Source organism: Mesorhizobium sp. LSHC420B00 (assembly GCF_000503055.1).
In the GTDB taxonomy this organism is placed as follows: domain Bacteria; phylum Pseudomonadota; class Alphaproteobacteria; order Rhizobiales; family Rhizobiaceae; genus Mesorhizobium.
The window spans coordinates 165,971-179,693 of the sequence record NZ_AYVY01000006.1 but is presented as its reverse complement, the minus strand read 5'-3'; the positions used below and the strand labels follow the sequence as shown (position 1 = coordinate 179,693).

Genomic DNA, 13,723 nt, shown 5'->3' with positions numbered 1-13,723 from the left:
GCGTCATCGGGCCGTGCCGTTGACCAAGGTGGTCCCTCCGCCATGGTCGGCCGGCGCAGCCTTGACCGTCCGCGCGGGCCATCCCAATCAAGCCCGCTGGCTTCGGTCGGCGGCTTTTTATTTGATGCCCGGCGCCGTCGGCTTGGATCTAGATCCTCGCCAGTGCCGGATTTGAAGGTAAGCTGCGGCGGTATGATCGCACTTCGCGCGGACGGACCATTGGTGTGCAGCAAGAGCGCCGAGTTCATTCGGCCAAGATTCTGCACTAGGCCGAGGTAGGTGAAGGCAGATAGCTATCCGGTAATCGACTGGATAAAATTTGGGGAAACGTCAGGGCGGCCATAACTTTGCAGTCTTCAGACGCGAGGCGGCCTACAACAGCGCTGCCCACCATGCTTGTGGCCCGCGACCCACACGGCTTTTCCCTTCAGATCGTACATTATGCTTCCTTCATGATTACCGATGTCTGCATGACCTTTAGGTCTTCCCGCACCATTTCCGCGGCGAGCTCGCGCACGGATGTCTCATGCACCCAGCCGAGCTTCTCCTTCGCCTTTGTGGCATCGCCCAGGAGAAGATCGACTTCCGTGGGGCGGAAGTAGCGTGGGTCTACCTGGACTAGGCATCTGCCGGTCTCGACATCATAGCCCTTTTCGTCGACTCCCTCACCACGCCATTCGAGCTCGACGCCGACATCTTCGAAAACCCATTCGACGAATTGGCGGACAGGGGTCGTCTTGCCCGTCGCCAGCACGTAATCATCCGGTTGATCCTGCTGCATCATCATCCACATACCACGCACGTACTCACGCGCATGGCCCCAATCGCGTTGAGCATCGAGATTGCCGAGATAAAGCTTGTCCTGCTTGCCGAGGTAGATAGCAGCGGCGGCGCGGGTGATCTTGCGCGTCACAAAAGTTTCGCCGCGCAGTGGGCTTTCATGATTGAAGAGAATGCCGTTGGAAGCATGGATACCATAGGCCTCGCGATAGTTGACCACGATCCAGTAGGCGTAGAGCTTGGCGGCGGCGTAAGGGCTGCGTGGATAAAAGGGCGTTGTTTCGTTCTGCGGTACGGATTGCACGAGGCCGTAGAGCTCTGAAGTCGAGGCCTGATAGAAGCGGGTCTTGTCCTTCAGACCGAGGAGGCGGATCGCCTCAAGAAGTCGCAATGTTCCGATACCGTCGGCGTTTGCTGTGTATTCCGGCGTTTCGAACGACACCTGGACATGGCTCTGAGCGGCCAAGTTGTAAATCTCGTCTGGCTGGGATTCCTGAACTACTCGGATGAGATTAGTCGCATCAGTGAGGTCACCGTAATGCAAAATTAGGCGCGGATCGGGATCGTGCGGGTCTTGGTAGATGTCTTCGATGCGACCCGTGTTGAAGGAAGAGGAACGTCGCTTAATCCCATGAACGACGTAGCCTTTTTCCAGCAGAAGACGCGTGAGATAGGCACCATCCTGTCCCGTTATGCCCGTAACCAGAGCAACTTTCCTGTTCTCGCCCATTTTCTTCCTGCTCTATGGTAGTTGAAGTTTCGAATCTGGCTCGCCACACCGGCGGCCCGCCTCATACCCTATGGTAGGATTTCGACAGATGCGGCGCGGAGCTCGTCATTGACAGTGTCAGCCAGCGAGCACACCTGCTCCGGCTTCGAGGCATAGCAAAACAGAGTCTCGCCGCTAACCTGCCTAAGTCGCACATGCGGCCTGAGTGCCGAACTCAGCTCGCGGGGTGAGCGACATAGATTTCAATCACGTCGCACCCGATTTGCTCATCAATCAGCGAGTTAGGACGCCCTTCTGGGATTCTACATCCGTTCTCAAGCACGCACAGTCGGTTGCATAGCCGCTCCGCTTCTTCCACGAAGTTGGTGGCCAGTAGAATCGTATTGCCCTGCGCCAGCAGGGCACGTAGCCGTTCCCAGATAAAATGGCGAGCATGTGGGTCCAAGCCACACTAGAACTCCACCATCCCTCTTTTGCGCTGACCAAGTAATCTTTGCCTGCTTCAGCGTCTTCTAATGGAAATTGTTTTGATCAGTGAAATCGATTGTTTGGATGAGGTGCATCCATAAAATGGATTGTTTGACAGGCAGCGCGGCACATCGGCGGCACAAAGTCGTGGGCGGAGGTTTCGCTCCGCGCGAAGACAAAGTTCGTGGCAGTCGGGGGCTTTGGGCGAACCGCACATCTGAGACGGCGGCGAAAAGCCGGGTAGGGGTATTGACCTCCAAGGAATTTCGGGCGCGCTAGCCCGAAAACGGTAGCTGGGCTTCAACGATGGGCGGGACGAAGGCGACCATCAAACTGTGTTTCATACTGTAGGCGATCGCAGTGCGGCGAATTTGAACGGCCGCCTTTGCCAGCCCTCGCCATCGCATCCGGCTACAGGTGCCGAAGATCTTCTCGATCCGAGTACAAATTCTAAGGATCGGTTGGTTCCAGGCGTCGAGCTTTCGGCCTCGTCGCGCCCCCACATAGCGGTTGCGACGATGCGCGGCCTTCCACCCTTGGCGCGCACCGCGTCGCCGAGATGATTGCCTCGGTAGGCGCTGTCGGCAAACACTTCGCCGGGATTGTCGGGCAGAGCATCAGGAACGGCGTTGCCGTCCTCGGTGTGGGCGCCGTGACGGCGATCTCCTCGACAAGGGCCGTCTCGGCGTAGGCACCGAAATGGGCTTTGAAGCAATGAAACGCTGGTCGGCGCTTGTACTTGACCCAATGGCCCTCTTCATCATCTTCGCTGGCCGAGGCGATGATCGCCGCATCGACCGGCGTGCCGATCTTCACCTGGATCGCTGAACTGGCGGGTGATCTCGGCGAACAACAGGGTCATGAACCTCAAGGGCCTGTCGAAAACGGACGAGAGCGGGTTCGCACAGGTGTCGGCTCTGACACCGAGAACCCGCAGAACCGTCGGAACGATCCTCCACATGGCTGCAGACGCCAAAATTCCTCTCCCGGCCATCGTCGCACAGCATCGCGTGCCAGTCGCTCAGTCCAGCCGGCTCGAAAGCTATCCGGCAGGAGTTGCGCCATGTTGGCGCACTTGAAAGCGTCAGAGGGCGCCGTGTCGCATCTTTCGGTGGGACCGACGCCATGATGGCCATAAATGACGTGGATGGCCTGCGCCTGACATTCGACGGCTGGCGGGTCCTGCACATCCGTCCTTCAGGAAACGCCCGCAAATGACATGTTACGTTGAGGCAGTTAAGAATTGGACTGAAAAAGGGACTTTGTGGACTGCCTCGACCGGCTGTTTCGCTTAGCTAAGCGCGGCCCCACGTCAGCAGAGGCTCATGGTCAAGGAACGCCTTAGTATCCATCACATGGATGGGCCACATTCACGCAATCAATTTTACACATGTCGCCGGGCGCATTAGAGAACGCTGAATTTAAACCGGAAGCGAGTGTACCCGGCGTCAAGATTTGCGAGCGTCACAGAAGATAAGGATAGGCAGTGCTGAGGGAGCTCTTCTGCCCCACGCGCAGCCTCTACCAAATCGCCCGGCGTAACGGTCGACTAGTATCGATTAAGAGATCCCAAGCCAGATGCAACCTCGTCTCTGAAACGAGATTTCCGAAAATGCAGGTCAGTGGATTGGTAAAGCGCAGGTTCGTCGTCTCTCAGAGGCGTACGGGGTTCGGTGATTGTCTGTGGTCGCTGGCGGCCGCTTGGCGCTACGCTCAGCGGTCGGGACGAACGCTAGCCGTCGACTGGCGCGGGTCCTGCTATCTCGACCAACCCTTCACAAATGCCTTTCCGGTGTTCTTCCAACCGATCAATGACATCGCTGGCGTACCGGCTATTTGCGACGACCGGATCAACGACTTTTCCTTTCCGGGTCCATTCTTCCCGGAGTGGTGGAATAGGCCAGCGATCAACTGCCTTTACCGCCCAGATGAGCAGATTTTCCAAGAGCGCGACGAGTTGGGCGAGCTCTTTCAGGCCGAACACGATGTCGAAGCGAACACAGTAGTGTGTGACGCTTGCTTGATGTGGCGCTGCGATGAGGATGCCGAGCGGCAGGTCTTCCAGAGTGTCAAGCCTCGGTCTGAAATTCAAACACGCATAGATGCCATTTACCAAGAATGTTTTGAGGGGCACAGCATCATCGGGGTTCATGTTCGACATGGTAACGGTGAAGACATCATGGACCATGCGCCCTACTGGGCCAATCCGGAGTTCGCCGTTCGACAAGTGTGCACTGCGGTTGATAAGGCTAAAGCGTTACCGCACCCCAAGCCTGTGCGGCTGTTCTTGTGCACGGACAGCGCGCAAATCCTGGATCATCTGTCGGCCAAGTTTCCCGATCTTCTCACCGTCCCCAAGCATTTCCGATCCGATCAAGACGGCCCCTTACACACTGCAGCACTTGGGATCGACGGCGCAATTTCCGCCCTCGTTGAGATGTATCTTCTCGGGCGCTGCGATACTGTAATTCGGTTTCCTCCGACGAGCGCCTTTACACGATATGCACGCCTTTTCGTACCGCGGGTAATTGAGTTCGATCTGAAGGACCCAAGTCGTTTGATTTTGATAGAAGGCAGCCAAAGAATCTCTCATCTTGATTAAGACCGCTACCTGAGCAATTCGGCAAATGGAACGAACAGGCATAGAGACATCGACCGCAATCCACGAGAGGCGGGCCATGGCATACGCTAAATGTCCCGCAGCTGCTCAGCTTGATCCGCAGGCTTGAGGATCCGGACACACTGCAGCAGTTCTTGGCTCCATTCGGGACTGTTGCCGACGTCGATGAAACCAACGGCCTTAGGGCACGAATACAGAATGACGAGATCATTCATCTGCGGCCGTCCGGCAACGCGCCAGAACTTCGCTGTTACTCGGAGCGCCGCAAGACCATCCTAGAGCGACGGCGGTCGTGACGCTGACGCTAAGGGCGCGGGCAATGACGTCCAGAGACGAAATCGAGGTTGTTTAATGAAAGTGGTTCCCGTCATCATCAGCGGTGGAGCCGGATCGCGGCTATGGCCCGCTTCGAGGCAATCGCACCCCAAACCTTTCCTTAAAGTAGCAGATGGACATTCTCTCATTCAGCACACTGTGCTGCGCGTCGGTTCGATAAAGGGCGTAGTGGAACTCGTCGCCGTGACATCTGGGGAACACCTCTTCCTTACCAAGGACGAGTTCGACGAACTAGATTCCGTGGTCCTGCCACGCACCTTTCTGCTCGAGCCTGAAGGCCGGGATACGGCCGCAGCCGTTGCGGCAGCCGCCATCCATGCCAAGGCAACGCAAGGCCCTGACGCGATTCTATGCGTCTTCCCAGCCGATCACATGGTTGGCAACCTGCCTGCATTTTTAGACGTCATGTGCCGGGCCATCGAACATGCGAAGCTCGGGCGGATCGCCACATTGGGCATCGCCCCAACCAGACCGGACACGGCATTCGGCTATATCGAAGCGGATGGTGAGAAAGTCGTCCGTTTCGTTGAAAAACCGGATCTGGACACAGCCAAAGCCTATGTCGCGTCCAAGCGCTTCTTCTGGAACGCCGGCATTTTCTGCTTTAGCGCACAAACCATGCTCGACGAGATGGCATCGCATTGCCCCGCGGTGATCCAGGCCGTCTCCGACAGCTACGAGAACGGGCGCTTCAGTCAAGGCGAAGGCTTTGCCAAAATCGAACTCGCGCCTGAGCATTTCGGCTCCGCCCCGCGAATCTCGCTCGACCACGCTGTCATGGAGAAGACGAACAAACTTGCCGTGGTTGCCTGCGACATGGATTGGAACGACATCGGATCCTGGAACGCAATGGCCGATTTGATCGCCCCCGACGAAAGCGGGAACAGGATACGCGGCGATGTGCATATGGTCGACACGACCGGCAGCTATGTGAGCTCCGACAAGCGCGTCATCGGCACGGTCGGTGTCAGCGATCTGGTGATCGTCGATTCCCCGGACGCTTTGCTTGTCGCATCCCGCGACCGCGTTCAGGACGTCAAGAAGCTGTTCGAGGGCCTCAAGGCTTCAGGACATGAAGCTCACCTGGTCCATAGCACGGTACACCGGCCGTGGGGTACCTACACGGTTCTTGAGGAAGGCGAGCGCTTCAAGATCAAACGCATCGAGGTGAAGCCCGGTCGGCGGCTGAGCCTGCAGATGCACTATCATCGTTCGGAGCACTGGGTCGTGGTCAGCGGCTCCGCGAAAATCGTCAATGGCGAGCAGGAGTTGTTCCTGGCGACAAACGAATCAGCCTACATCCCCTGCGGCCATAAGCATCGGCTGGAGAACCCAGGCAGAATTGACCTGGTGATCATTGAAGTGCAGAGCGGCGATTATCTCGGCGAGGATGATATCGTTCGCTTCGACGACGTATATGGTCGAACGCAGATTTCACCCGCGCATGACGAGAAAGGTCAACGTGTCGCTGGCTAATTGCCACTAGGAAGGCCGTCTGCCCACTCAGGACCGGATGCTTGTGGAATCGGGAATTGACCAAGGCAGCGGCGAATGACCGCAATCGGCATCAGGGTGGGACAAATCAAACGGAAAAGATCGGAGAGCGTAGCAACGCAACACAGTCCCACTGTCGAATAAGCCTTTGATATTTCTGACTTTCCAAGCACCCCGCGCCCACCAAAATGCTTAATGTCAATGGCTTATGGCCGACTTCGCTCTGAAGTGGGCCAAATCGGCCTCGCTATCCCCGCAGCACTCAGTTGATTATTTTCGCATGAAAACGAGCAAGGACAGGGGGAGGGCGATCTTGTGCTGGCTTGTATGTCCAATCTTGCTCCTGTTCGTCGTCAGGTTGTGTGCAGCCGCATAGCGCGGCTATCGCGAGGCTGGAAGCCTCCGATCGATAGGTGCGGCGAACGGGGGCAACGAGGTGCGAATAGGATGGGTGAGCGTATGATCGAGAATACCGCAGCTGCGGTCTAGCGCGAAATGCGGCGTCTGTGACTCATCGGTCATTGCAGCGCGATGAACCGGAAATCATGACCCTAAGCCGCCCTTCATCAGCCCACCAGCGCCCAGAAGAAGGCGAAGATCCGTCACAATGCCCACCTGTACCAAGGCTTCAAGCAGTTCACCGCGAATGTGAAGACCGCCAGCCATTGCTTCTTCATTTTCGGCCATTCGCTCGCTACGAATGACGACCACATCCTTAACCGCATAGCGCGTGGCAAGTTTCGCAAGCTCTGTGTTGGCATCTATGGTGAACCAGCATCCGCGGATAACCAGCGGATCATGAACCACGCGAACGAGCTAGCGGTGCAGCGCAACGAAAAATCGCCGCTTGATGTCGTCTTTTATGATGCTGCTACAGTTCATGTCTGGGGTTTAGGGTTAGAAGCGGAATGACTGCCAACCAGGTCATCGAGCCGGAAACTGACCGGCCGGTCGGCCCAAAAATGACATTCAGTTGCCTCCAGCCTTTCGACACGAGCCACTTCACGATCTCGCGATTGCCAGCTAGCGGCTTGTTGCTCGAGCTGCGCGATCCTAGTCTGTGGTCGCTATGCCTCAGCAAGAAGAGTCCGGTTTCTAGCCGGGCGGAGGGGCAACGAGATAGCCAGCTCAGGACAAGGAGAGCAAGCCATGGTCGCATTTACCCTCAATGGCGAGGCGCGAACACTCGACGTCGATCCAGAGATGCCGCTGCTCTGGGCGATCCGTGACGGCATCGGACTCACAGGAACGAAATTCGGTTGCGGCCTTGCCAGTGCGGCGCTTGCACGGTTCACGTTAACGGCATGCCGACGCGCTCGTGCCAGACCGCAGTCGGCGACATCGAAGGAGCCTCGATCACCACCATTGAGGGCGTGTCGGGCAAGATCGGCGAAACGGTCCAGGCCGTGTGGGCCGAGTTCGACGTACCTCAATGCGGCTATTGCCAGTCTGGCCAGATCATGTCGGCCGTGGCCCTCCTGACAGAGACGCGGAAGCCGACGGACGATGATATTGATTCGGCGATGAGCGGCAATCTCTGCCGCTGCGCCACCTATCATCGCATCCGCGCGGCCATCCACGAGACCGCCAACCGGCTGGAGACTTGAGGCATGTTGCAGTTTCTCCCGAAGCATAATGCCGTGGGGCCCACGCGCCGCCAGTTCCTCCTCGGCACGGCCGTCACCACCGCGGGCCTCGCCGTGGGCTACCGGCTAATGATGGCCGCGCCCGCCAACGCACAAACGACGCCTGCAGCGGTCCAGGCGAACCCCTTCCAGACCTATGTCGAGATCACACCGGAGAACCGAATCGTCATCCACTCGTCGCAGTTCGAGATGGGACAAGGCTCCTATTTCGGCATCGCCACCCTGGTTATGGAAGAGCTCGACGGCGCCTGGGCGCAGGTCCACGTGGTCGGCGGATATGGCAATACCGCGCTCTATGGCAATCTCGCCTGGGGCGGGGCCGCGCAGGGAACCGGTGGCTCCACGTCGATGAGCTCGTCGTGGGAGCGCTATCGCAAGGCGGGTGCTGCCGCACGGGCCATGCTGGTGGCGGCCGCGGCGCAGCGGTGGGACGTGCAAGCCGGCGAGATCACAGTCGCTTCCGGGGTCGTGTCGCACGCCTCAGGGATGCAGGCGCGCTTCGGTGACCTGGCTGAAGCCGCAGCGGGAATGCCGGTTCCCGACGACGTGCCGCTAAAGCCGCGCGACAAGTGGGCCCAGATCGGATCGGACAGCCTCAAGCGCTACGATTCCGCCGGCAAGACCAATGGCGCGCAGACCTACACGATCGACCTCAAGATGGATGGACTCAATACGGCCGTTATGATCCATCCGCCGAAGTTCGGCGCTGAGATCGAGAGCTTCGACGCCTCCAAGGCCAAGGCACTCGACGGCATTGTCGATGTCGTCCAGACGCCGCGCGGCATTGCCGTGGTCGGCAGGGACATGTGGACGGCGCTCAAGGGCCGCGATCTCGTGGAGGTGACCTGGAACGAAGAGAAGGCCGAAAGGCGCGGCACGGCCGAGATCATGGCCGAATACACTAAGGCAGCAGACGATCCGGGCGCGGCCACCGCGCGCGACGACGGTAACACTCCCGCAGCGTTGGCCAGTGCTGAGAAAGTCATCCAAGGGCACTACGAATTCCCCTATCTTGTCCATGCTTCGATCGAGCCACTCAACGCGGCCGCCCGAATCAACGAAGACGGCACCATCGACGTCTGGGGCGGACACCAGATGCCCGACCTTTATCAGGCGGCTGCCGCTCAAGTAGGCGGCACCACGCCGGACAAGGTGAGGCTGCACGTGATGAAGACCGGCGGCAGCTTCGGCCGCCGAGCGGTCTCGGACGCAGATCTCATTATCGAAGCTGTTTCCACAGCGCGTGCACTGGGACCCGGCAAGCCAGTGAAGGTGCAGTGGACCCGCGAGAACGACATGCGGGGTGGGCGGTACCGGCCGGCCTATGTGCACGCAGTCGAGGCGGGGCTCGACAAGGAAGGCAATGTCGTCGCTCTCCATGACCACATCGTGGGCCAATCGATCGCGGGCGGTTCGCCCTTTGCGGCGATGATCGAGAACGGCATCGATCCGACCTCTGTAGAGGGCGCCACCAACCTGCCCTATGCGATCCCGAACCTGAAGGTCGAGCTGACCACCACGGACGTGAACATCCCAGTGCTGTGGTGGCGTTCGGTAGGCTCCACCCACACCGCTTACGCAATGGAAACCCTGATCGATGAGCTCGCCGCCGCTGCGAACCGTGATCCGGTCGACTTCCGCATGTCGATGCTCGGTCACCATCCACGGCATGCCGGCGTGCTGAAATTGGCTGCTGAGAAGGCAGGCTGGGACAAGCCTCTGCCGGAAGGCCGTTTCCGCGGCGTGGCCCTGCATGAAAGCCTCTCGACTTATGTCGCCGAGGTGGTCGAGATCACCTTCAACGATGGAAATGATTTCAAAGTCGACCGCGTCGTCTGCGCGGTAGATTGCGGCACCGCGATAAATCCTGACCAGATCCGCGCTCAGATGGAGGGCGGTATCGGCTTCGGGCTAGGCGCGATCCTCCAGGAGGAGCTGACCCTGACGGGCGGTGTCGTAGACCAAGAGAACTACGACACCTATATGCCGCTCAGGATCGAGCAGATGCCGCGCGTCGAGGTGCACATTGTGCCGTCCGACGAGCCGCCCACGGGCGTTGGCGAGCCGGGTGTGCCGCCGATCGGCCCGGCCGTCGTCAACGCGCTACGGGCGGCGACGGGCAAGACGATCCGCAAGCTGCCGATCATAAAGAACTTGTCAGCATAGCCGGGAATGACACCATGAAAACGGCCGCGATGAAGATCGCGGTCGTAGGTCGTTTTTGAACGCCTCCTGACATGCGATCACCTCCATTCGATCAATTTCCGGCGGCTGCCCGGTCCAATATACGGTTTAGAGACGGTAACCCGTGTTCTGAACGACCGCCGACGGTCGTTGGTGCTGGTAGCACTAAAGAACCGCTTTCGAGACGCAAATGCCGCACGCAAATGTCTCGAAAGGGTCACGCTAGAGATTTTGTACCACCTAGTTGCATGTCTGCTATCGCTTCTTGGCGCGACAAGCGGCCGGTCCTCTGACGGCCCCATAACAGGACATTGATGTCTTCGCGCTGAGCGTCAGCAGTTGGCGCTACCGCGACCTTTCTCAGGTAGGCTGCACACCGACGCGATCTTCCTTTCGCCTTGCGCAAACCTCCCTTCCGAGTGAGGCGTTCAGTGCGTCGGCTTGGTGGACTGAGGCACTTCTGAGTGGGACAACAACATTGAAAAACATTGAAAAAGATTTGAATGCTCTGAAGTCCCACTGATCTCTTACCAATTGATTTTTATGGCTTTCTGAATACCCTCCGGGCCCACCATAACTATTGATTTTATTGAGGAAAATACGCCTCGGCCCAAAACGTTTTTGGGCCTATTATGGGCCCAAAAAAGGGCGGCCGATGTGCCACCCTCCGCTTGGTCGGGTTGATTCACTCATTTGATGACGCGCAGAGGTATCCGTTGCTTCATGGCGTCGCGTTTGGCTTCCCGCTCGTTGATGGCGCGGGCGATATCGACAGCCATCCGTTTCTTATTGGCCTCTCGCACATAGTGGTCTGTTACCGTCATTGAAGAATGCCCCATCGCCTCCATGATAGCGCGGGCTTGGATGTTGCATTCGGCGAGATACGTGCCGAAGGTACGGCGCAGCCCGTGCAGGGTGTAGCCCTCCGGGATGCCGGCCTGCTTGTTCCAAGGTGCCATCATGCCAGTGAGGCTCTTTTTGGAGAACGGACGCCCATAGGCGTGCTTCAATACCGTCCCACCCTTAGAGCGATCTAATGGCACTAAAGCTTGCGCCAGCTTGTCCACAACAGGGATGAACATCTCGCGCCCGCCATGACGGTTGCGATTTTTCTGCTGTCGGAAGTCGAAGGCTTCGATTGTTTCCAAGGAGCCATCGAACAATTCGATCTCCTCGAGGGCCAAATCGTCCCATTCCAGTGAGGCGATATCGCCGCGTCGGTTCCCGAGCCAGAAACCGAGCGCATAGCAGGTGCGCGGCGCTGATCCGATTGGATGGTGCGCCTCGAACTTTCACGAATGGCGATCGGCCAGGCGGGATTGGCAGTCGATTTTGGAATGCGGACGCGGATCGACAGCGAGGGATCGTCCTGCGGCTTGATCCATTTCTCAACTTCGATCGCCACTCATAGGAGCTTCTTGATTGCCACCAGCAGGTGCTTGGCAACCGTCCGGTTGGTGGCAAAGACACTTTCGATAATCGCACGCAAATGGTCGGCATCGAGATGTTCCACCGGCGTGTTGCGCCAAGTCAGCGGATAGGCAGGATCGACCTGCATCTGAAGGAAGCGCTCAATAAGCCGGGCATTCTTCTGCTGCGTCGCTTCGTCGAAGTCCAGCCATTCCATCGTCGCTTCAAGTCGGCGCGCAGCATGACCAAATGTCTTTGGCAACGCCAGACCGGGCAAGTCAATGATGACGGCCTTTTGACCTTGGCCTTGCGTTGCCTGTTCATAGGCGGCTTCGAACTCAGGATCGCCTGGTCTGCCAGGAAGCCGAATTTCGGGCATTCCTTTGCCGCGATAGCGATAGACGAGCTTTCCGTTCTTGATGCGGGACGAAACGCCGGGGTAGCGGACATCTTTGAATGGTCTGGCCATTAGATCTCACTTTGAGTTTTCCGCTGCCGTTGCTTCACAGGCGAGGAATCCTCCAGCATTGCCTGAAGCGAAAGGGTCTTGCTTTCTATAGCAACGCGCAGAAGTACCGGGTAAGGGAAGCCCCGACCTTGCTCTATACCTTCAAGAGTGCGTTTCGGTATTCCCAAGACGTTGGCTGCACTCTCGGCGGTGAATCCTCCCTTCGCCCGCCAGGCTTTCACTTCTCGCGCGAGCTTTTCATTGTCGTTCACATCATCTCATCCGCTCAGGCGGTGACTGTACTACGCCTGCAGCGTATACGCAATGTGCGTAGTTGCTTATCTCCTTGTCGGCTCTCGTTTGCTCCGCTCCAATAGTTGTTGCAGACCATTGTCTTTGTCTGGCAGGGCGGAGAAAGCGATATCGAGCGCCACACGATCCCAGATCGCGCGACTGTTGACGTGCTTAGGCCTCGGCATGCGGCCGTCAGCAACCATGTCGTCGAATAGTGTCGATCCGACACCGACATAGCGCGCTGCTTCCTCACGAGAGAGGCCGCGGGGTGGGTACGAAAGCGTGTCACTCTTCATAGACGCGGCCTCGACAACGTCGGCATCGAAACAGCACAACGATATCAAATCCAGACGGTTGACTGTTTCGACAAGCCTCAGTCCCGATAAACGGGGCCATATTGCAGTCGGCACAACAAATCCACATCCCGCACCATCCGGTAATGAAGAGATCGTGTTGCCCTAGATAAGAGATGTTGCGTGGTGCGGAAGCTGCCTCGCCGGCTCGTTCGGGAAAGGCGAGTAGCGACCTGCAAATCGGACAGGGTAAGATGCGGCAGAATGTTCCGGTGCAGATGTCGGGGGTTCAAGTCGCTAGACCGCTACATCGCGACACCCACTATCGAGGATGCCTTCTTCTACTATTGGCGTCACGCCACTTAGCCGCAAGTCCCGATTCTTGAGGACCAGGAGTTTTGGCCTAAGCCTGGTGCCTTTGAAGCGCTCACCCACGCAGAAAGCATATTGGAAAGTAGAGGTAAGTAATAAAGCTGATAATTTCACAAAAGTGATGCCAGGATTATATATTGTTTGCACTGATTGATAATGCAATGCTGGCATTCTGTCGAACCACAAAATGGCAGATACCTCGATCGAGGAATGGCGAAGGGTCAACATAGTCAACGTAGAAGCCGCATTCCTTCTCGCCCAGATATTTCTTCCAGGGATGCGCTCGAAACGGTGGGGTCGGGTGATCAATATCTCCTCCTATGCCGCCAAAAGCGGAGGCTTGACCGCAGGGACGGCGTATTCAGTTTCGAAGAGCGCGATGATCGGGCTGACCTTTTCAATTGCCCGCGAGACCGCTGGCCAGGGCGTGACCTCGAATGCAATTGCGCCCGCCTACGTAATGTCGCCGATGGTTTCCGAACAGCTCAACGACGAACAGCGCGCGGCCCAGCTTGCTCAAATCCCGGTCGGGAGATTTTGCGAACCTCAAGAAGTCGCCCACACCGTTTCATTCCTCGCGTCTCCTCTAGCCGGTTTCATCACGGGCGAGGTTATCGATATGAACGGTGGTCTCCATTTCGATTGAGC

12 protein-coding genes and 2 pseudogenes are annotated in these 13,723 nt (G+C 57.8%); 8 read left to right on the top strand and 6 right to left on the bottom strand.

What is annotated here, in order from left to right; all coding sequences use genetic code 11:
• Positions 1–439 precede the first annotated feature (439 nt).
• Complete coding sequence (gene gmd / locus X760_RS52120) at positions 440–1,510, bottom strand: GDP-mannose 4,6-dehydratase (protein WP_023718702.1); 1,071 nt, start codon at positions 1,508–1,510, stop codon at positions 440–442.
• Between the two features lie 134 nt (positions 1,511–1,644).
• A pseudogene (locus X760_RS77910) lies at positions 1,645–1,958 on the bottom strand (nodulation factor ABC transporter ATP-binding protein NodI); the annotation flags it as partial.
• A 719-nt stretch (positions 1,959–2,677) separates the two neighbouring features.
• Here X760_RS77910 and X760_RS78825 point away from each other — a divergent pair.
• From X760_RS78825 to X760_RS52090, 7 genes and pseudogenes are all read left to right on the top strand, one after another.
• Positions 2,678–2,806, top strand: coding sequence for a hypothetical protein (locus tag X760_RS78825; RefSeq protein WP_280940412.1), 129 nt, complete (start codon positions 2,678–2,680; stop codon positions 2,804–2,806).
• A 784-nt stretch (positions 2,807–3,590) separates the two neighbouring features.
• Positions 3,591–4,580, top strand: coding sequence for a nodulation protein NodZ (locus X760_RS52110; RefSeq protein ID WP_023718699.1), 990 nt, complete (start codon positions 3,591–3,593; stop codon positions 4,578–4,580).
• 110 nt (positions 4,581–4,690) lie between these two features.
• Positions 4,691–4,894: a hypothetical protein gene (locus X760_RS74605; protein WP_348633214.1), complete on the top strand. Its 204-nt coding sequence runs from the start codon at positions 4,691–4,693 to the stop codon at positions 4,892–4,894.
• A 55-nt stretch (positions 4,895–4,949) separates the two neighbouring features.
• Complete coding sequence (locus tag X760_RS52105; RefSeq protein ID WP_051409650.1) at positions 4,950–6,410, top strand: mannose-1-phosphate guanylyltransferase/mannose-6-phosphate isomerase; 1,461 nt, start codon at positions 4,950–4,952, stop codon at positions 6,408–6,410.
• A 615-nt stretch (positions 6,411–7,025) separates the two neighbouring features.
• The gene (locus tag X760_RS74600) at positions 7,026–7,340 is read left to right on the top strand and encodes a DUF4917 family protein (protein WP_084642609.1); all 315 of its coding nucleotides are present in this window, start codon (positions 7,026–7,028) and stop codon (positions 7,338–7,340) included.
• A gap of 237 nt (positions 7,341–7,577) precedes the next feature.
• Positions 7,578–8,035: pseudogene (locus X760_RS52095) on the top strand ((2Fe-2S)-binding protein).
• Between the two features lie 3 nt (positions 8,036–8,038).
• Positions 8,039–10,240 carry a xanthine dehydrogenase family protein molybdopterin-binding subunit gene (locus X760_RS52090; protein ID WP_023718693.1) on the top strand — a complete coding sequence of 734 codons (2,202 nt, stop codon included), beginning with the start codon at positions 8,039–8,041 and terminating at the stop codon, positions 10,238–10,240.
• Positions 10,241–10,947: 707 nt separating this feature from the next.
• Here X760_RS52090 and X760_RS77905 read toward each other — a convergent pair.
• The 4 genes from X760_RS77905 to X760_RS77895 all read right to left on the bottom strand — a co-directional run bounded on the left by X760_RS77905 (position 10,948) and on the right by X760_RS77895 (position 12,706).
• Positions 10,948–11,442: a tyrosine-type recombinase/integrase gene (locus tag X760_RS77905; protein WP_245278575.1), complete on the bottom strand. Its 495-nt coding sequence runs from the start codon at positions 11,440–11,442 to the stop codon at positions 10,948–10,950.
• A 221-nt stretch (positions 11,443–11,663) separates the two neighbouring features.
• Positions 11,664–12,137, bottom strand: a complete 474-nt coding sequence (locus X760_RS77900; protein ID WP_023718690.1) for a hypothetical protein — start codon at positions 12,135–12,137, stop codon at positions 11,664–11,666.
• Positions 12,137–12,388 carry a helix-turn-helix domain-containing protein gene (locus tag X760_RS52080; RefSeq protein WP_023718689.1) on the bottom strand — a complete coding sequence of 84 codons (252 nt, stop codon included), beginning with the start codon at positions 12,386–12,388 and terminating at the stop codon, positions 12,137–12,139. Before X760_RS52080 ends, X760_RS77900 begins: the two co-directional genes overlap by 1 nt.
• A 66-nt stretch (positions 12,389–12,454) precedes the next feature.
• Positions 12,455–12,706: a hypothetical protein gene (locus X760_RS77895; RefSeq protein ID WP_031193920.1), complete on the bottom strand. Its 252-nt coding sequence runs from the start codon at positions 12,704–12,706 to the stop codon at positions 12,455–12,457.
• A gap of 538 nt (positions 12,707–13,244) precedes the next feature.
• Between X760_RS77895 and X760_RS52070 the strand changes: the two genes are divergently transcribed.
• On the top strand, positions 13,245–13,721 hold the full coding sequence (locus tag X760_RS52070) for an SDR family oxidoreductase (RefSeq protein ID WP_348633215.1): 477 nt from the start codon (positions 13,245–13,247) through the stop codon (positions 13,719–13,721).
• Positions 13,722–13,723: the final 2 nt, after the last annotated feature.